This is a genomic window from Pseudomonas guariconensis, from assembly GCF_024127895.1.
GTDB classification, from domain to species: domain Bacteria; phylum Pseudomonadota; class Gammaproteobacteria; order Pseudomonadales; family Pseudomonadaceae; genus Aquipseudomonas; species Aquipseudomonas guariconensis_B.
Genome location: NZ_JAMYBK010000020.1, coordinates 1 through 17,280 on the forward strand (window position 1 = coordinate 1; position 17,280 = coordinate 17,280).

14 protein-coding genes and 4 tRNA genes are annotated in these 17,280 nt (G+C 59.9%); all 18 read left to right on the forward strand.

Features of this window, described 5'->3' with window-relative positions:
• The first annotated feature begins 238 nt into the window (after positions 1-238).
• The 18 genes from birA (at position 239) to rpsG (ending at position 17,276) form a co-directional block, all read left to right on the forward strand.
• The gene (birA, locus tag NJF35_RS18515) at positions 239-1,198 is read left to right on the forward strand and encodes a bifunctional biotin--[acetyl-CoA-carboxylase] ligase/biotin operon repressor BirA (protein WP_225790952.1); all 960 of its coding nucleotides are present in this window, start codon (positions 239-241) and stop codon (positions 1,196-1,198) included.
• Positions 1,188-1,937, forward strand: coding sequence for a pantothenate kinase (locus NJF35_RS18520; RefSeq protein ID WP_225790951.1), 750 nt, complete (start codon positions 1,188-1,190; stop codon positions 1,935-1,937). Before birA ends, NJF35_RS18520 begins: the two co-directional genes overlap by 11 nt.
• Before the next feature lie 7 nt (positions 1,938-1,944).
• On the forward strand, positions 1,945-2,370 hold the full coding sequence (locus NJF35_RS18525; RefSeq protein WP_225790950.1) for a hypothetical protein: 426 nt from the start codon (positions 1,945-1,947) through the stop codon (positions 2,368-2,370).
• Between the two features lie 145 nt (positions 2,371-2,515).
• Positions 2,516-2,600: transfer RNA gene (locus NJF35_RS18530), tRNA-Tyr, on the forward strand.
• Between the two features lie 23 nt (positions 2,601-2,623).
• Positions 2,624-2,697, forward strand: a tRNA-Gly gene (locus NJF35_RS18535).
• A 25-nt stretch (positions 2,698-2,722) separates the two neighbouring features.
• Positions 2,723-2,798: transfer RNA gene (locus tag NJF35_RS18540), tRNA-Thr, on the forward strand.
• 85 nt (positions 2,799-2,883) lie between these two features.
• Positions 2,884-4,077 (forward strand): elongation factor Tu, encoded by a 1,194-nt coding sequence (gene tuf / locus NJF35_RS18545; protein ID WP_253079911.1) that lies wholly within the window; start codon positions 2,884-2,886, stop codon positions 4,075-4,077.
• A gap of 55 nt (positions 4,078-4,132) precedes the next feature.
• Positions 4,133-4,208, forward strand: a tRNA-Trp gene (locus NJF35_RS18550).
• 44 nt (positions 4,209-4,252) lie between these two features.
• Entirely contained in the window at positions 4,253-4,621 is a 369-nt protein-coding gene (gene secE / locus NJF35_RS18555) for a preprotein translocase subunit SecE (RefSeq protein ID WP_253091367.1), read from the forward strand.
• Between the two features lie 9 nt (positions 4,622-4,630).
• Complete coding sequence (gene nusG, locus NJF35_RS18560; RefSeq protein WP_011531880.1) at positions 4,631-5,164, forward strand: transcription termination/antitermination protein NusG; 534 nt, start codon at positions 4,631-4,633, stop codon at positions 5,162-5,164.
• A 119-nt stretch (positions 5,165-5,283) separates the two neighbouring features.
• On the forward strand, positions 5,284-5,715 hold the full coding sequence (gene rplK / locus NJF35_RS18565; RefSeq protein WP_070094635.1) for a 50S ribosomal protein L11: 432 nt from the start codon (positions 5,284-5,286) through the stop codon (positions 5,713-5,715).
• On the forward strand, positions 5,715-6,410 hold the full coding sequence (gene rplA, locus NJF35_RS18570; protein ID WP_225790916.1) for a 50S ribosomal protein L1: 696 nt from the start codon (positions 5,715-5,717) through the stop codon (positions 6,408-6,410). The genes rplK and rplA overlap by 1 nt, the downstream gene beginning before the upstream one ends.
• Before the next feature lie 199 nt (positions 6,411-6,609).
• A complete protein-coding gene (gene rplJ, locus NJF35_RS18575; RefSeq protein ID WP_225790917.1) occupies positions 6,610-7,110 on the forward strand; it encodes a 50S ribosomal protein L10 in 501 nt (166 codons plus the stop codon).
• Between the two features lie 80 nt (positions 7,111-7,190).
• Entirely contained in the window at positions 7,191-7,562 is a 372-nt protein-coding gene (gene rplL, locus NJF35_RS18580; protein ID WP_225790918.1) for a 50S ribosomal protein L7/L12, read from the forward strand.
• Positions 7,563-7,781: 219 nt separating this feature from the next.
• Positions 7,782-11,855, forward strand: a complete 4,074-nt coding sequence (gene rpoB / locus NJF35_RS18585; RefSeq protein WP_225790919.1) for a DNA-directed RNA polymerase subunit beta — start codon at positions 7,782-7,784, stop codon at positions 11,853-11,855.
• A gap of 64 nt (positions 11,856-11,919) precedes the next feature.
• A complete protein-coding gene (gene rpoC, locus NJF35_RS18590; protein ID WP_225790920.1) occupies positions 11,920-16,119 on the forward strand; it encodes a DNA-directed RNA polymerase subunit beta' in 4,200 nt (1,399 codons plus the stop codon).
• A 211-nt stretch (positions 16,120-16,330) separates the two neighbouring features.
• Entirely contained in the window at positions 16,331-16,702 is a 372-nt protein-coding gene (rpsL, locus tag NJF35_RS18595) for a 30S ribosomal protein S12 (protein WP_058070022.1), read from the forward strand.
• 103 nt (positions 16,703-16,805) lie between these two features.
• Entirely contained in the window at positions 16,806-17,276 is a 471-nt protein-coding gene (rpsG, locus tag NJF35_RS18600) for a 30S ribosomal protein S7 (protein ID WP_003246741.1), read from the forward strand.
• Positions 17,277-17,280 lie beyond the last annotated feature (4 nt).

Genomic DNA, 17,280 nt, shown 5'->3' on the forward strand with positions numbered 1-17,280 from the left:
TGCATCGCCGATGGTAGTGTGGGGTTTCCCCATGTGAGAGTAGGTCATCGTCAAGATTCATTTCGCAAAACCCCTATCTGCGCGAGCAGGTAGGGGTTTTGTCTTTCTGGCACCTGGCTGGGGATTGGCGACGGGGCCGGTGCCAACAACCCCAGGCGGTCGTCCGCTAACACCCTTTACCTATGCAAGCCTTCAGGCCGTGGCTATCATGCCAGCCTTATTCCTGGTCGAGACTGGCATGCTGAAGTTGTTGAATCTCCTCAAGGATGGCCGGTTTCATTCCGGGCAGGCCTTGGGGGAAGCCTTGGGGGTGAGTCGCAGCGCTGTCTGGAAGCAGCTGCAGCACCTGGAAAGCGAATTGAACCTTGTCATTCATAAGGTGCGTGGGCGCGGCTATCAATTGGCCGTGCCCTTGACCCTGCTCGAGTCGCAGCTGATCGCCAACTATTCCGAGGGCGAGCATTGGCCGCTGTTCATCCATGAGACGATCGATTCGACCAACGCCGAGGCGCTGCGTTGCATTGCGCAGGGCCAGCCAGCCCCCTTCGTGGTGTTGGCCGAGCGGCAAAGTGCCGGTCGTGGACGACGTGGTCGACAGTGGGTGAGCCCTTTCGCCGAGAATCTCTACTACAGCCTGGTGTTGCGAGTCGAAGGCGGCATGCGCCAGCTCGAGGGCCTGAGCCTGGTGGTGGGCCTTGCTGTAATGCGCACCCTGCAGGCGTTCGGGGTGGGTGGTGTCGGCCTGAAGTGGCCAAACGACCTGTTGGTCGGAGAGTGCAAGATCGCCGGCATCCTCCTGGAACTTGTGGGAGACCCGGCAGACGTCTGCCATGTGGTACTGGGCATCGGTATCAATGTGAATATGCAGGCCAACGACCAGGTCGACCAGGTATGGACGTCGATGAAGCGTGAGACTGGCATGGCGGTCGATCGCAATCGTCTTGTCGCGTTGCTCAACCAGCAGTTGCAGCATGAGTTGGCGCGTCATCGGCGCTATGGCTTTGCAGCCTTCCAGGAAGAATGGGAGCAGGCCAACCTGTGGCAAGGTCGTAAGGTGTCTCTGATCGCCGGGAATAACCGGGTCGACGGCGTCGTGCTGGGTGTAGATGGGCAAGGCGGCTTGCGCCTTGATGTCGAGGGTGTGGAAAAGAGCTTCAGCGGTGGTGAGCTCAGTTTGAGGTTGCGGGATGATTCTTGAGCTCGATTGCGGTAACAGCTTCATCAAGTGGCGCGTGATCCATGCTTGCGATGCGACGATCGTAGGTGGAGGGATCGTTGATTCCGACCAGGCTCTCCTGGTCGCGGTGTCGGCGCTGCCTTCCCTGCGCTTGGTGGGATGCCGGATGGTGAGTGTGCGCAGCGAGGAAGAAACCGACGCACTCTGTGCGCTGCTCGGGCGAAACTTCGCCGTCCAGTCGCAGGTCGCTCAACCAGCGAGGGAGATGGCCGGCGTGCGCAATGGGTACGAAGACTACGAGCGCCTGGGGATGGACCGCTGGCTGGCCGCCCTGGGGGCCTATCACCTCGCGAAGGGCGCCTGCCTGGTCATCGACCTGGGAACGGCTGCAAAGGCTGACTTCGTGGCTGCCGACGGCTTGCACCTGGGTGGCTACATCTGTCCGGGCATGCCGCTGATGCGCAGCCAGCTACGCACTCACACCCGACGGATCCGCTATGACGACGCATCGGCGGAGCGTGCGCTGGCCAGCCTTGCCCCTGGACGCTCCACCGTCGAGGCGGTCGAGCGCGGCTGTGTGCTCATGCTCCAGGGCTTTGCGCGTACGCAGATCGAGCAGGCGCATGCGTTATGGGGTGATGATTTCGCGGTGTTCCTGACCGGGGGGGATGCGCCACTGGTGCGTGAGTCGGCTCCGCAGGCGCGCGTGGTTCCTGACTTGGTCTTCGTCGGTCTGGCAATGGCCTGCCCCTTGGATTGAGGTGTCTATGCGCTGGTTGTTTCTGCTGTTGGTGGTGCTCAACGTTGTCTATTACATCTGGCACCAGCAGGAAGCCCCCTTGAAGGTCAAGGAAGTCGCTCCGTTGTCGTTGTACAAAGGTAACCAGCAGGAAATTCGCCTGCTTCGCGAAACCGGTGTGGCGTCGCCGGCCAGGCGTCGCGACGAATGCCTGGTGATTGGTGGTCTGGCGGCCCAGGAGCAGATCGATGCGTTGCGTCAGCGCTTGTTGAGTCTGGACATTGCGACTGTTCCTGTGTCTGGCCAACTGCCAGGGGCGGACGGTCGCTGGTTGAAGGTCGCGGCGCAAAGCGAGCGTTTGCTGGACCAAGCCGTGCTCGATAGTCTTTCCAAGGATTTCAAAGACTTAAAACATAAAATTATTTTGTGCGAGGGTATTGCAACTGGCGAATAGCTTGATAGAATGGCGCCCGCTTCGCAGGGAACACCACTGAGGTGATGGAACCAGAAGCTGCTGTCAACGTAGCTAACCTCAAGATTTTAAATGAGAAAAAGCTTGACAGCAGGACGGCAAGAGTTGAAAATGCCGCCCACACTTAGGAGGGGTTCCCGAGTGGCCAAAGGGATCAGACTGTAAATCTGACGTCTACGACTTCGAAGGTTCGAATCCTTCCCCCTCCACCAGTTTAGCGAGAGCCGTAAGCTCCGCGGGTATAGTTTAGTGGTAGAACCTCAGCCTTCCAAGCTGATGATGCGGGTTCGATTCCCGCTACCCGCTCCAGGCTTGCTGTTTTCGAAAGAGTTTCGCTCTTGTAGCTCAGTTGGTAGAGCACACCCTTGGTAAGGGTGAGGTCAGCGGTTCAAGTCCGCTCAAGAGCTCCATATAGACAAGGCAGATATGAAAATATCTGCCTTTGTTTTAATGGCGATAGTGACTTGCTTATTTCTTCCGCGGAGGATTGCCTCGATGGCCAAGGAAAAGTTCGAACGTAACAAGCCGCACGTCAACGTCGGCACCATCGGTCACGTTGACCATGGCAAGACGACCCTGACTGCAGCTCTGACCCGCGTCTGCTCCGAAGTCTTCGGTTCGGCCAAGGTCGACTTCGACAAGATCGACTCCGCTCCGGAAGAGAAAGCTCGCGGTATCACCATCAACACCGCTCACGTAGAGTACGACTCCAACATTCGTCACTACGCGCACGTTGACTGCCCGGGCCACGCCGACTACGTCAAGAATATGATCACCGGTGCTGCCCAGATGGACGGCGCTATCCTGGTCTGCTCGGCTGCCGATGGTCCGATGCCTCAGACTCGTGAGCACATCCTGCTGTCCCGTCAGGTTGGCGTTCCGTACATCGTTGTCTTCCTGAACAAGGCTGACATGGTTGACGACGCCGAGCTGCTGGAACTGGTCGAGATGGAAGTTCGCGACCTGCTGTCCACCTACGACTTCCCGGGCGACGACACCCCGATCATCATCGGTTCGGCCCTGATGGCGCTGAACGGCGAAGATACCAACGAAATGGGTACCACCGCCGTCAAGAAGCTGGTCGAAACCCTGGACAGCTACATTCCTGAGCCGGTTCGTGCCATCGACCTGCCGTTCCTGATGCCGATCGAAGACGTGTTCTCGATCTCGGGTCGCGGTACCGTTGTAACTGGCCGTGTTGAGCGTGGCATCGTCCGCATCCAGGAAGAAGTCGAGATCGTCGGCCTGCGTCCGACCACCAAGACTACCTGCACCGGCGTTGAAATGTTCCGCAAGCTGCTGGACGAAGGCCGTGCTGGCGAGAACTGCGGCGTTCTGCTGCGTGGCACCAAGCGTGACGAAGTCGAGCGTGGTCAGGTTCTGGCCAAGCCGGGTTCGGTCAAGCCGCACACCAAGTTCACCGCAGAAGTCTACGTCCTGTCGAAGGAAGAAGGCGGTCGTCACACTCCGTTCTTCAAAGGCTACCGTCCTCAGTTCTACTTCCGTACCACTGACGTGACCGGTTCCTGCGAACTGCCGGAAGGCGTCGAGATGGTAATGCCAGGTGACAACATCCAGATGGAAGTCACCCTGATCAAGACCATCGCGATGGAAGAAGGTCTGCGTTTCGCCATCCGTGAAGGCGGTCGTACCGTCGGCGCCGGCGTCGTAGCGAAAATTATTGAATAAGTAGTTGATTTCTCTCGATCAGGCCGGCATAATGGCCGGCCTGATACAGCGTTAAAGGTCAGTAGCTCAATTGGCAGAGCGACGGTCTCCAAAACCGTAGGTTGGGGGTTCGATTCCCTCCTGACCTGCCATTCACCTCGGTGTGATTGGCTTTCTTCTCACAGGATCCTCCCCGATGACTCCCAAGACTGAAGCCCAAGAATCGCGTTCTGATCTGTTCAAGTGGCTGGCTGTTGTTGCATTGGTAGTTGTTGGTGTAGTGGGTAATCAATATTACTCCGCTTCTCCGATTCTGTACCGCGTTCTCGCACTGCTCGCTCTAGCTGCTGTCGCAGGCTTCGTTGCCCTGCAGACTGCAAAGGGTAAGTCGTTCTTTGCGCTGGCGAAGGAAGCTCGTACCGAGATCCGTAAAGTCGTGTGGCCGACCCGCCAGGAAACCACTCAAACCACGCTGATCGTCGTGGTTGTCGTGTTGGTCATGGCGCTGCTGCTGTGGGGGCTCGACTCCCTGCTCGGCTGGTTGGTCTCCTTGATTGTTGGCTAAGGGTGTCCCGTGGCTAAGCGTTGGTACGTTGTGCATGCTTACTCGGGTTACGAGAAGCATGTCATGCGCTCCCTGATCGAGCGCGTCAAGCTGGCTGGCATGGAAGATGAATTCGGCGAGATTCTGGTTCCGACCGAAGAAGTCGTAGAAATGCGTAACGGCCAGAAGCGCAAGAGCGAGCGTAAGTTCTTCCCTGGCTATGTATTGGTCCAGATGGAAATGAACGAAGGGACTTGGCACCTTGTCAAGGATACCCCTCGTGTCATGGGTTTCATTGGTGGTACCGCAGACAAGCCTGCGCCGATCACCGATAAAGAGGCCGAGGCCATCCTGCGTCGCGTAGCCGACGGCAGCGACAAGCCGAAGCCGAAGACGCTGTTCGAGCCGGGTGAAGTGGTTCGCGTCATTGACGGTCCCTTCGCTGACTTCAACGGCAGTGTCGAAGAAGTTAACTACGAAAAGAGCCGGCTCCAGGTGGCAGTGCTCATTTTCGGTCGCTCTACTCCGGTGGAGCTCGAGTTCAGCCAGGTCGAGAAGGTCTAGGCGAACGACGCATCCCATACCCCGCAGCTCCATGTGCTGCGGGGTTTTGTCGTCACTGGGATAAAACGCAAGTCATCCGGGGAGCCATCTGGCGTTCGTACCCGATTTTGGAGTAGCTCATGGCTAAGAAGATTCAGGCTTACATCAAGCTGCAAGTTAAGGCCGGCCAGGCCAACCCAAGCCCACCCGTTGGCCCTGCACTGGGTCAACACGGTGTGAACATCATGGAATTCTGCAAGGCCTTCAACGCCCGTACCCAGGGTCAAGAGCCAGGCCTGCCGACTCCGGTGATCATCACTGTATACAGTGACCGTAGCTTCACTTTCGAAACCAAGAGCACCCCTGCCTCGGTTCTGCTGAAGAAAGCAGCTGGCCTGACCAGCGGTTCGGCTCGCCCGAACACTGTCAAGGTCGGTACCGTGACCCGTGCCCAGCTCGAAGAGATCGCCAAGACCAAGCAGGCTGATCTGACTGCAGCTGACCTGGACGCTGCCGTGCGCACCATCGCCGGCTCCGCCCGCAGCATGGGCCTGAACGTGGAGGGTGTGTAATGGCTAAGCTGACCAAGCGCCAAAAGGCCATTGCTTCGAAAGTCGAAGCTGGCAAGAGCTACAACATCGAAGAGGCCGCTGCCCTGCTGGCTGAACTGTCCGCCGTGAAGTTCACCGAGTCCTTCGACGTCGCTGTCAACCTCGGCGTTGACCCGCGTAAGTCCGACCAGGTCGTTCGCAGCGCCACCGTGCTGCCGCATGGCACTGGCAAGACTGTCCGCGTTGCTGTCTTCACCCAGGGTCCAGCTGCCGAAGCCGCTCTGGCTGCCGGTGCTGACCGTGTAGGTATGGACGACCTGGCTGCCGAAATGAAAGGCGGCGACCTGAACTACGACGTCGTCATCGCTTCCCCGGATGCCATGCGCGTTGTCGGCCAACTGGGCCAGGTTCTGGGTCCTCGTGGCCTGATGCCGAACCCGAAAGTCGGTACCGTGACCCCAGACGTGGCCGGCGCCGTCAAAAACGCCAAGGCCGGTCAGGTTCGCTACCGTACCGACAAGAACGGTATCATCCACACCTCCGTCGGCAAGGTCGGCTTCGAACCTGTCAAGCTGAAGGAAAACGTTGAAGCCCTGATCGCCGACCTGAAGCGTATCAAGCCGGCTTCCGCGAAAGGTATCTACGTCAAGCGCGTCACCCTGAGCACCACCATGGGCCCAGGTCTGGTCATCGATCAGAGCTCGCTGAACGTGTAACACCATGCCGGCGCGACAGGTTCGCGCCGGCAGCAAGAGATTGGGGTCCCTGCCTGGCGGGGGCTGTCCAAGACCGTAGGCGGCGCAAGCCTTAAACCTCAAGCCTACGCAGATGGTGCTCCCGATTCGTTACCGAATCAGACACCAAAACGACATCCGGCCTCGGTCGGATGAAACGGTAAAAACCAGGAGTAAACCCGTGGCAATTAAACTCGAAGACAAGAAGGCCATCGTCGCTGAAGTCAACGAGGCTGCCAAAGTCGCTCTGTCCGCTGTCGTGGCCGATGCCCGTGGTGTGACTGTAGGCGCAATGACCGGACTCCGTAAAGAGGCCCGCGAAGCTGGCGTTTACGTACGTGTCGTACGTAACACCCTGCTCAAGCGCGCTGTTGAAGGCACCGACTACTCGGTCCTGAACGACGCGTTCAAAGGCCCGACCCTGATCGCTTTCTCCAACGAACACCCGGGCGCTGCCGCTCGTCTGTTCAAGGAGTTCGCCAAGGGTCAGGACAAGTTCGAGATCAAGGCAGCTGCGTTCGAGGGCAAGTTCCTCGCAGCAAACGAGATCGACGTACTGGCAACCCTGCCGACCCGCGACGAGGCCATCGCGCAGCTGATGAGCGTTATTCAAGGCGCTACCAGCAAGCTGGCTCGTACCCTGGCAGCTATTCGCGACCAGAAAGAAGCTGCTGCTGCCTAAGGCGGCGTGAGTACTTTCGAAATCACATGTTTAATTTGATGGCTGCGTAGGCTGTCACCCCAATACAGGAATTCATAGTCATGTCTCTGACTAACGAGCAAATCATCGAAGCGATCGGCCAGAAATCCGTTATGGAAATCGTCGAGCTGATCAAGGCGATGGAAGAAACCTTCGGTGTTACCGCTGCTGCTGCCGTTGCTGCTGCTCCTGCCGCTGGCGGCGCTGCTGCTGCTGAAGAGCAAACCGAGTTCAACGTTGTCCTGGCTTCCGCTGGCGAGAAGAAAGTCAACGTGATCAAGGTCGTTCGTGAAATCACCGGCCTGGGCCTGAAGGAAGCCAAAGAGAAAGTCGACGGCGCTCCGCAGGTTCTGCTGGAAGGCGTTTCGAAAGAAGCCGCTGAAGACGCGAAGAAGAAGCTGGAAGAAGCTGGCGCTGGCGTCGAGCTGAAGTAATCGCGACTTTGCGATCCCAGCCCGAGCGTTGAGCAAACGGCTGATGGCTGGTGGCTTATGCCACCGGCCTTTTTCCGTTATTGGTGGCCGATCAGATCGGCCCCGATAACGAGCTGCAAACACCCAAGAGGGTGGCGCAAACCATGGGGTTTGCACGATTTTCTGGCTGCTCCCGCCGGGAGAAGCCAAACAAGCAGGTGACCAAGCTGGGGAACGCTGATGGCTTACTCATACACTGAGAAAAAACGTATCCGCAAGGACTTTAGCAAGTTGCCGGACGTCATGGATGTGCCTTACCTCCTGGCCATCCAGCTGGATTCGTACCGCGAATTCCTGCAGGCGGGAGCATCCAAGGATCAGTTCCGCGACGTCGGCCTGCACGCGGCCTTCAAATCGGTATTCCCGATCATCAGCTACTCCGGCAATGCTGCCCTGGAGTACGTCGGCTATCGCCTGGGCGAGCCGGCCTTCGATGTGAAGGAATGTGTCCTTCGTGGCGTGACGTTCGCCGTCCCGCTGCGGGTGAAGGTGCGCCTGATCATCTTCGACAAGGAGTCGTCGAACAAAGCGATCAAGGACATCAAAGAGCAAGAAGTCTACATGGGTGAAATCCCCCTGATGACTGAGAACGGTACCTTCGTTATCAACGGTACCGAGCGTGTGATCGTTTCCCAGCTGCACCGTTCGCCTGGTGTGTTCTTCGACCACGACCGTGGCAAGACCCACAGCTCCGGCAAGCTGCTGTACTCCGCTCGCATCATTCCTTACCGCGGTTCCTGGCTGGACTTCGAGTTCGATCCGAAGGACTGCGTGTTCGTGCGTATCGACCGTCGCCGCAAGCTGCCGGCCTCGGTACTGCTGCGCGCCCTGGGCTACAGCACCGAAGAAATCCTGAACACCTTCTACACCACCAACGTGTTCCACGTTTCCGGTGAGAAGTTGAGCCTGGAGCTGGTGCCGCAGCGTCTGCGTGGCGAAGTCGCGGTCATGGACATCCATGACGGCAACGGCAAGATCATCGTCGAGCAAGGCCGCCGTATCACCGCGCGCCACATCAACCAGTTGGAGAAAGCTGGCGTCAAGGAGCTGGACGTCCCGCTGGAATACGTACTGGGCCGCACCACCGCCAAGGCCATCGTGCATCCGGCCACCGGCGAGATCCTGGCCGAGTGCAACACCGAGATGACCACCGAGCTGATGATCAAGATCGCCAAGGCTCAGGTCGTCCGCATCGAAACCCTGTACACCAACGACATCGATTGCGGTCCGTTCATTTCGGATACCCTGAAGATCGACACCACCAGCAACCAACTGGAAGCCCTGGTCGAGATCTACCGCATGATGCGTCCGGGCGAGCCGCCAACCAAGGATGCCGCCGAGACCCTGTTCAACAACCTGTTCTTCAGCGCCGAGCGTTACGACCTGTCCGCCGTTGGCCGCATGAAGTTCAACCGTCGTATCGGTCGCACCGAGATCGAAGGTTCTGGCGTGCTGAGCCGGGAAGACATCGTCGACGTGCTCAAGACCCTGGTCGACATCCGTAACGGCAAGGGTATCGTCGATGACATCGACCACCTGGGCAACCGTCGCGTCCGTTGCGTCGGCGAAATGGCCGAGAACCAGTTCCGTGTTGGCCTGGTGCGCGTCGAGCGCGCGGTCAAGGAACGCCTGTCGATGGCCGAAAGCGAAGGCCTGATGCCACAGGACCTGATCAACGCCAAGCCGGTTGCGGCGGCGGTGAAAGAGTTCTTCGGTTCCAGCCAGCTGTCCCAGTTCATGGACCAGAACAACCCGCTTTCCGAGATCACCCACAAGCGCCGCGTCTCCGCGCTCGGCCCAGGTGGTCTGACCCGTGAGCGCGCTGGCTTCGAAGTCCGTGACGTACACCCGACCCACTACGGCCGCGTGTGCCCGATCGAAACGCCTGAAGGTCCGAACATCGGTCTGATCAACTCCCTGGCGGCCTATGCCCGCACCAACCAGTACGGCTTCCTGGAAAGCCCGTACCGCGTGGTGAAGGAAGGCGTCGTCACCGACGAGATCGTGTTCCTGTCGGCGATCGAAGAGGCTGACCACGTCATTGCCCAGGCTTCGGCCGCGATGAACGAGCAGAAGCAACTGATCGACGAACTGGTTGCCGTCCGTCACCTGAACGAATTCACCGTCAAGGCGCCGGAAGACGTCACCCTGATGGACGTTTCGCCGAAGCAGGTCGTTTCCGTCGCTGCCTCGCTGATCCCGTTCCTCGAGCACGACGACGCCAACCGTGCACTGATGGGTTCGAACATGCAGCGTCAGGCCGTGCCGACTCTGCGTGCTGACAAGCCGCTGGTCGGTACCGGCATGGAGCGCAACGTCGCCCGTGACTCCGGTGTCTGCGTCGTGGCCCGCCGTGGTGGCGTGATCGACTCGGTCGACGCCAGCCGTATCGTCGTGCGCGTTGCCGATGACGAGGTCGAGACCGGCGAAGCGGGTGTCGACATCTACAACCTGACCAAGTACACCCGTTCGAACCAGAACACCTGCATCAACCAGCGTCCGCTGGTCAGCAAGGGTGATGTGGTCCAGCGCGGCGACATCATGGCCGACGGTCCGTCCACCGACATGGGTGAGCTGGCCCTGGGCCAGAACATGCGCATCGCGTTCATGGCGTGGAACGGCTTCAACTTCGAGGACTCCATCTGCCTGTCGGAACGTGTGGTCCAGGAAGATCGCTTCACCACCATCCACATCCAGGAACTGACCTGTGTGGCCCGCGACACCAAGCTCGGCCCAGAGGAAATCACTGCGGATATCCCGAATGTCGGTGAAGCGGCGCTGAACAAGCTGGACGAAGCCGGTATCGTCTACGTGGGTGCCGAAGTCGGCGCTGGCGACATCCTGGTCGGCAAGGTCACGCCAAAAGGCGAGACCCAGCTGACGCCGGAAGAGAAACTGCTGCGCGCGATCTTCGGTGAGAAGGCCAGCGACGTGAAGGACACCTCCCTGCGTGTGCCGACCGGCACCAAGGGTACCGTCATCGACGTCCAGGTCTTCACTCGCGATGGCGTCGAGCGTGACAGTCGCGCCCTGGCCATCGAGAAGATGCAGTTGGACGAGATCCGCAAGGACCTCAACGAAGAGTTCCGCATCGTCGAAGGCGCAACCTTCGAGCGTCTGCGTGCAGCCCTGAACGGCCAGGTGGTCGACGGTGGCGCGGGCCTGAAGAAGGGCACCGTGATCACTGACGAAGTGCTGGACGGCCTGGAGCACGGCCAGTGGTTCAAGCTGCGCATGGCCGAAGACGCCCTGAACGAGCAGCTGGAGAAGGCCCAGGCCTACATCGTCGACCGTCGTCGTCTGCTGGACGACAAGTTCGAGGACAAGAAGCGCAAGCTGCAGCAGGGCGATGACCTGGCACCGGGCGTCCTGAAGATCGTCAAGGTCTACCTGGCTATCCGCCGTCGCATCCAGCCGGGTGACAAGATGGCTGGTCGTCACGGTAACAAGGGTGTGGTCTCGGTGATCATGCCGGTCGAGGACATGCCGCATGATGCCAATGGCACTCCGGTCGACGTGGTCCTCAACCCGCTGGGCGTACCTTCGCGTATGAACGTCGGTCAGATCCTCGAAACCCACCTGGGCCTCGCGGCCAAGGGCCTGGGCGAGAAGATCAACCGCATGCTCGAAGAGCAGCGCAAGGCCGCGGAGCTGCGTGGCTTCCTGACCGAGATCTACAACGAGATCGGTGGCCGCCAGGAAAACCTGGACGAGTTCAGCGACCAGGAGATCCTGGAACTGGCGAACAACCTGAAGAAGGGCGTGCCGATGGCTACCCCGGTCTTCGATGGTGCCAAGGAGCGCGAGATCAAGGCCATGCTGAAGCTGGCCGACATGCCTGAGAGCGGCCAGATGGAGCTGTTCGACGGTCGCACCGGCAACAAGTTCGAGCGTCCTGTGACCGTGGGTTACATGTACATGCTCAAGCTGAACCACTTGGTGGACGACAAGATGCACGCGCGTTCCACTGGTTCCTACAGCCTGGTTACCCAGCAACCGCTGGGTGGTAAGGCGCAGTTCGGTGGTCAGCGTTTCGGGGAGATGGAAGTGTGGGCGCTGGAAGCATATGGCGCGGCATACACCCTGCAAGAAATGCTCACAGTGAAGTCGGACGACGTGAACGGCCGTACCAAGATGTACAAGAACATCGTGGATGGCGATCACCGTATGGAGCCGGGCATGCCCGAGTCCTTCAACGTGTTGATCAAAGAGATCCGTTCGCTCGGTATCGATATCGATCTGGAAACCGAATAACACGTGACGCGAAGGGGGGCGGGGCTGCTAGAGCCCGCTCCCTGCTCCGCCAGGAGGAAAGGCCTTGAAAGACCTACTGAATTTGCTGAAAAACCAGGGTCAAGTCGAAGAGTTCGACGCTATCCGCATCGGTCTGGCGTCGCCTGAGATGATCCGTTCGTGGTCGTTCGGTGAAGTTAAGAAGCCGGAAACCATCAACTACCGTACGTTCAAACCTGAGCGCGACGGCCTGTTCTGCGCCAAGATCTTTGGCCCAGTCAAGGACTACGAGTGCCTGTGCGGCAAGTACAAGCGCCTCAAGCACCGCGGCGTGATCTGCGAGAAGTGCGGCGTCGAAGTCGCCCTGGCCAAGGTTCGTCGTGAGCGCATGGCGCACATCGAGCTGGCCTCGCCGGTTGCCCACATCTGGTTCCTGAAGTCGCTGCCGTCCCGTATCGGCCTGCTGATGGACATGACCCTGCGTGACATCGAACGCGTGCTCTACTTCGAGAGCTACGTCGTGATCGATCCGGGCATGACCACCCTGGAGAAGGGCCAGCTGCTGAACGACGAGCAGTACTTCGAAGCGCTGGAAGAGTTCGGTGACGACTTCGACGCCCGCATGGGTGCCGAGGCTGTCCGCGAGCTGCTGCACGCCATCGACCTGGAGCACGAGATCGGCCGCCTGCGCGAAGAGATTCCGCAGACCAACTCGGAAACCAAGATCAAGAAGCTGTCCAAGCGCCTGAAGCTGATGGAAGCGTTCCAGGGTTCGGGCAACCTGCCCGAGTGGATGGTCCTGACCGTCCTGCCGGTGCTGCCGCCGGACCTGCGCCCGCTGGTGCCGCTGGATGGCGGTCGTTTCGCGACCTCCGACCTGAACGACCTGTATCGTCGGGTGATCAACCGTAACAACCGTCTGAAGCGCCTGCTCGACCTGTCGGCGCCGGACATCATCGTGCGCAACGAAAAGCGCATGCTGCAGGAAGCGGTCGACGCCCTGCTGGACAACGGCCGTCGCGGTCGCGCCATCACCGGCTCGAACAAGCGTCCGCTGAAGTCCCTGGCCGACATGATCAAAGGTAAGCAGGGTCGTTTCCGTCAGAACCTGCTCGGTAAGCGTGTGGACTACTCCGGCCGTTCGGTAATTACCGTAGGCCCGACCCTGCGCCTGCATCAGTGCGGCCTGCCGAAGAAGATGGCTCTGGAGCTGTTCAAGCCGTTCATTTTCGGCAAGCTGGAAATGCGTGGCCTGGCGACCACCATCAAGGCCGCCAAGAAGATGGTCGAGCGCGAGCTGCCGGAGGTCTGGGACGTTCTCGCCGAGGTGATCCGCGAACACCCCGTCCTGCTCAACCGTGCACCGACCCTGCACCGTCTGGGTATCCAGGCGTTCGAGCCGGTGCTCATCGAAGGCAAGGCGATCCAGCTGCACCCGCTGGTCTGTGCCGCGTACAACGCCGACTTCGACGGTGACCAGATGGCCGTTCACGTGCCGCTGACCCTGGAAGCCCAGCTCGAAGCGCGTGCGCTGATGATGTCGACCAACAACATCCTGTCGCCTGCCAACGGTGAGCCGATCATCGTGCCGTCCCAGGACGTGGTCCTGGGTCTGTACTACATGACCCGTGAAGCCGTGAATGCAAAAGGCGAAGGCCGTGTGTTCGCCGACCTGCAGGAAGTCGACCGCGTATTCCGCGCCGGCGAGGCCGCCCTGCACGCCAAGATCAAGGTCCGTATCAACGAGACCGTGAAAGAGCGTGATGGCAGTGTTGTCCATAACACCCGCATCGTCGACACCACTGTCGGCCGTGCGCTGCTGTTCCAGGTTGTCCCGGCGGGCCTGCCGTTCGACGTGGTCAACCAGCCGATGAAGAAGAAGGCGATCTCCAAGCTGATCAACCAGTGCTATCGCGTGGTGGGTCTGAAGGAAACCGTCATCTTCGCTGACCAACTGATGTACACCGGTTTTGCCTACTCGACCATTTCCGGCGTGTCCATCGGTGTGAACGACTTCGTCATCCCGGATGAGAAGGCGCGCATCATCGGTACCGCCACCGAGGAAGTGAAGGAGATCGAGAGCCAGTACGCTTCCGGCCTGGTAACCCAGGGCGAGAAGTACAACAAGGTGATCGACCTGTGGTCCAAGGCCAACGACGAAGTGTCCAAGGCGATGATGGCCAACCTCTCGAAAGAGAAGGTCATCGACCGCGAGGGCAAGGAAGTCGAGCAGGAGTCCTTCAACTCCATGTACATGATGGCGGACTCCGGTGCGCGGGGTTCCGCGGCCCAGATCCGTCAGCTGGCCGGTATGCGTGGCCTGATGGCCAAGCCGGACGGCTCGATCATCGAGACCCCGATCACCGCGAACTTCCGTGAAGGCCTGAGCGTTCTGCAGTACTTCATCTCGACCCACGGTGCTCGTAAGGGGCTGGCGGATACCGCGCTGAAGACCGCGAACTCCGGTTACCTGACCCGTCGTCTGGTCGACGTGGCCCAGGACCTGGTGGTGACCGAGATCGACTGCGGCACCGACCAAGGCCTGGTCATGACCCCGCACATCGAAGGCGGCGACGTGGTCGAGCCGCTGGGCGAGCGCGTACTGGGCCGTGTGGTTGCCCGCGACGTGTTCAAGCCTGGCACCGACGATGTCATCGTTCCGGCCGGTACCCTGGTCGACGAGAAGTGGGTCGAGTTCATCGAGCTGAACAGCATCGACGAAGTGGTCGTGCGTTCGCCGATCAGCTGCGAAACCCGCTACGGCATCTGCGCCAAGTGCTACGGTCGCGACCTGGCTCGCGGTCACCAGGTGAACATCGGTGAGGCTGTCGGCGTCATCGCCGCCCAGTCGATCGGTGAGCCGGGTACCCAGCTGACCATGCGTACCTTCCACATCGGTGGTGCCGCGAGCCGTACCTCGGCCGCTGACAGCGTCCAGGTGAAGAACGGCGGTATGGTCCGTCTGCACAACCTCAAGCAGGTCGAGCGCGCCGATGGCAACCTGGTTGCCGTATCGCGTTCCGGCGAGCTGGCCATTGCCGACGAATTCGGCCGCGAGCGCGAGCGCTACAAGCTGCCATACGGTGCGGTGATTTCGGTCAAGGAAGGCGAGAAGGTCGAAGCTGGCGCCATCGTCGCCAAGTGGGACCCGCACACCCACCCGATCGTCACCGAGCTGAAAGGTACCGTGACCTTCGTGGGCATGGAGGAAGGCATCACCATCAAGCGTCAGACCGACGAACTGACCGGCCTGACCAACATCGAGGTGATGGACGTCAAGGATCGTCCGGCCGCAGGCAAGGAAATCCGTCCTGCGATCAAGATGGTCGACGCCAATGGCAAGGACCTGTACCTGCCAGGCACCGACGTGCCTGCCCAGTACTTCCTGCCGGCCAACGCGCTGGTGGGCGTGGCTGACGGTGCGCAGATCGGTGTCGGCGACGTCATCGCGCGTATCCCGCAGGAAACCTCGAAGACCCGCGACATCACCGGTGGTCTGCCACGCGTTGCCGACCTGTTCGAAGCGCGCCGTCCGAAGGAGGCTTCGATCCTGGCGGAGGTCAGCGGCACCATCGCGTTCGGCAAGGAGACCAAGGGCAAGCGTCGTCTGGTCATCACCCCGAACGATGGCAGCGATCCGTACGAGGAGCTGATTCCGAAGTGGCGCCACCTGAACGTCTTCGAAGGCGAACAGGTCAACCGCGGCGAAGTCATCTCCGACGGTCCGAGCGATCCGCACGACATCCTGCGCCTGCTGGGTGTGAGCGCGCTGGCCAAGTACATCGTCAACGAGATCCAGGACGTCTACCGCCTGCAAGGCGTGAAGATCAACGACAAGCACATCGAGACCATCCTGCGTCAGATGCTGCGTAAGGTCGAAGTCACCGAGGCCGGCGACTCGAGCTTCATCAAGGGCGACCAGGTCGAGCTGACCCAGGTGCTGGTGGAGAACGAGCGCCTGGCTACCGAGGACAAGTTCCCGGCCAAGTTCGGTCGCGTCCTGCTGGGTATCACCAAGGCCTCGTTGTCGACCGAGTCGTTCATCTCCGCGGCGTCCTTCCAGGAAACCACCCGCGTGCTGACCGAAGCGGCGGTAACCGGCAAGCGCGACTACCTGCGCGGCCTGAAGGAGAACGTGGTCGTGGGTCGTCTGATCCCGGCCGGTACCGGCCTGGCCTATCACAGCGAGCGCAAGCGTCGCCGTGATGCCGACAAGCCGCTGCGCGTGAGTGCCAGTGAGGTGGAAGCCGCACTGACCGAAGCGCTGAACTCCAGCGGCAACTGAGTACAGGGCAGGGCCCCGGCACATCCTCGTGGTCATCGGTGACATGAATTGTTGCCGATGACCGGGCGGGGAGGGCCGGGGCCTCGTCTTGACTGGGTGCAAGATCCTCTTTAGACTTTTGTACCCTTAAATTTGGTGAGGCTCTGTCTCGCCAATTTTTGGCTTTTCTTGCAAGACAATAGCGTCGCAAGACAATCAGTGGAGCTAGTAGATGGCAACTATCAACCAGCTGGTACGTCAGCCGCGTAAGCGTATCGTCGATAAATCCGACGTTCCTGCGCTGCAGAACTGCCCGCAACGTCGTGGTGTGTGCACTCGCGTGTACACCACTACGCCGAAAAAACCTAACTCGGCACTGCGTAAAGTATGCCGTGTGCGTCTGACCAACGGTTTCGAGGTTTCCTCGTACATCGGCGGTGAAGGCCACAACCTGCAAGAGCACAGCGTTGTTCTGATCCGTGGCGGTCGTGTAAAGGACTTGCCAGGTGTTCGTTACCACACCGTGCGCGGTTCGCTGGATACCTCCGGCGTCAAAGACCGTAAGCAGGGCCGTTCGAAGTACGGTACCAAGCGTCCGAAGTAAGGCCGCTTGCACCTTTTTATCTATTTGAGTCGATAAGAGTAAGGTCGGGTGCGGCATCGCCGTCAGTCCCGAGCTAACCTGAAGACCGTTTGAGGGCTTATCAATGCCAAGACGTCGTGTAGCAGCCAAGCGTGAGATCCTGGACGATCCGAAATACGGAAGCCAGATCCTCGCCAAGTTCATGAACCACGTGATGGAAAGCGGCAAGAAGGCCGTAGCCGAGCGCATCGTTTACGGTGCCCTGGATACCGTCAAAGCACGCAAGAACAGCGATCCCCTGGAAATCTTCGAGAAAGCTCTCGACGCCATCGCTCCGCTGGTCGAAGTAAAGTCCCGCCGTGTCGGCGGTGCCACTTACCAGGTTCCGGTCGAAGTTCGCCCATCCCGTCGTAACGCGCTGGCAATGCGCTGGCTGGTAGATTACGCCCGCAAGCGCGGCGAGAAGTCCATGGCGCTGCGCCTGGCTGGCGAGCTGCTGGATGCCGCTGAAGGCAAAGGTGCTGCAGTCAAGAAGCGTGAAGACGTACACCGTATGGCCGAAGCCAACAAGGCTTTCTCGCACTACCGCTTCTAATTCA

What these genes read in the sequence shown, in the direction of transcription:
- birA (WP_225790952.1), top strand. Translation starts at nt 239, where the DNA reads ATGCTGAAGTTGTTGAATCTCCTCAAGGATGGCCGGTTTCATTCCGGG.
- NJF35_RS18520 (WP_225790951.1), top strand. Translation starts at nt 1,188, where the DNA reads ATGATTCTTGAGCTCGATTGCGGTAACAGCTTCATCAAGTGGCGCGTG.
- NJF35_RS18525 (WP_225790950.1), top strand. Translation starts at nt 1,945, where the DNA reads ATGCGCTGGTTGTTTCTGCTGTTGGTGGTGCTCAACGTTGTCTATTAC.
- tuf (WP_253079911.1), top strand. Translation starts at nt 2,884, where the DNA reads ATGGCCAAGGAAAAGTTCGAACGTAACAAGCCGCACGTCAACGTCGGC.
- secE (WP_253091367.1), top strand. Translation starts at nt 4,253, where the DNA reads ATGACTCCCAAGACTGAAGCCCAAGAATCGCGTTCTGATCTGTTCAAG.
- rplK (WP_070094635.1), top strand. Translation starts at nt 5,284, where the DNA reads ATGGCTAAGAAGATTCAGGCTTACATCAAGCTGCAAGTTAAGGCCGGC.
- rplA (WP_225790916.1), top strand. Translation starts at nt 5,715, where the DNA reads ATGGCTAAGCTGACCAAGCGCCAAAAGGCCATTGCTTCGAAAGTCGAA.
- rplL (WP_225790918.1), top strand. Translation starts at nt 7,191, where the DNA reads ATGTCTCTGACTAACGAGCAAATCATCGAAGCGATCGGCCAGAAATCC.
- rpoB (WP_225790919.1), top strand. Translation starts at nt 7,782, where the DNA reads ATGGCTTACTCATACACTGAGAAAAAACGTATCCGCAAGGACTTTAGC.
- rpsL (WP_058070022.1), top strand. Translation starts at nt 16,331, where the DNA reads ATGGCAACTATCAACCAGCTGGTACGTCAGCCGCGTAAGCGTATCGTC.
- rpsG (WP_003246741.1), top strand. Translation starts at nt 16,806, where the DNA reads ATGCCAAGACGTCGTGTAGCAGCCAAGCGTGAGATCCTGGACGATCCG.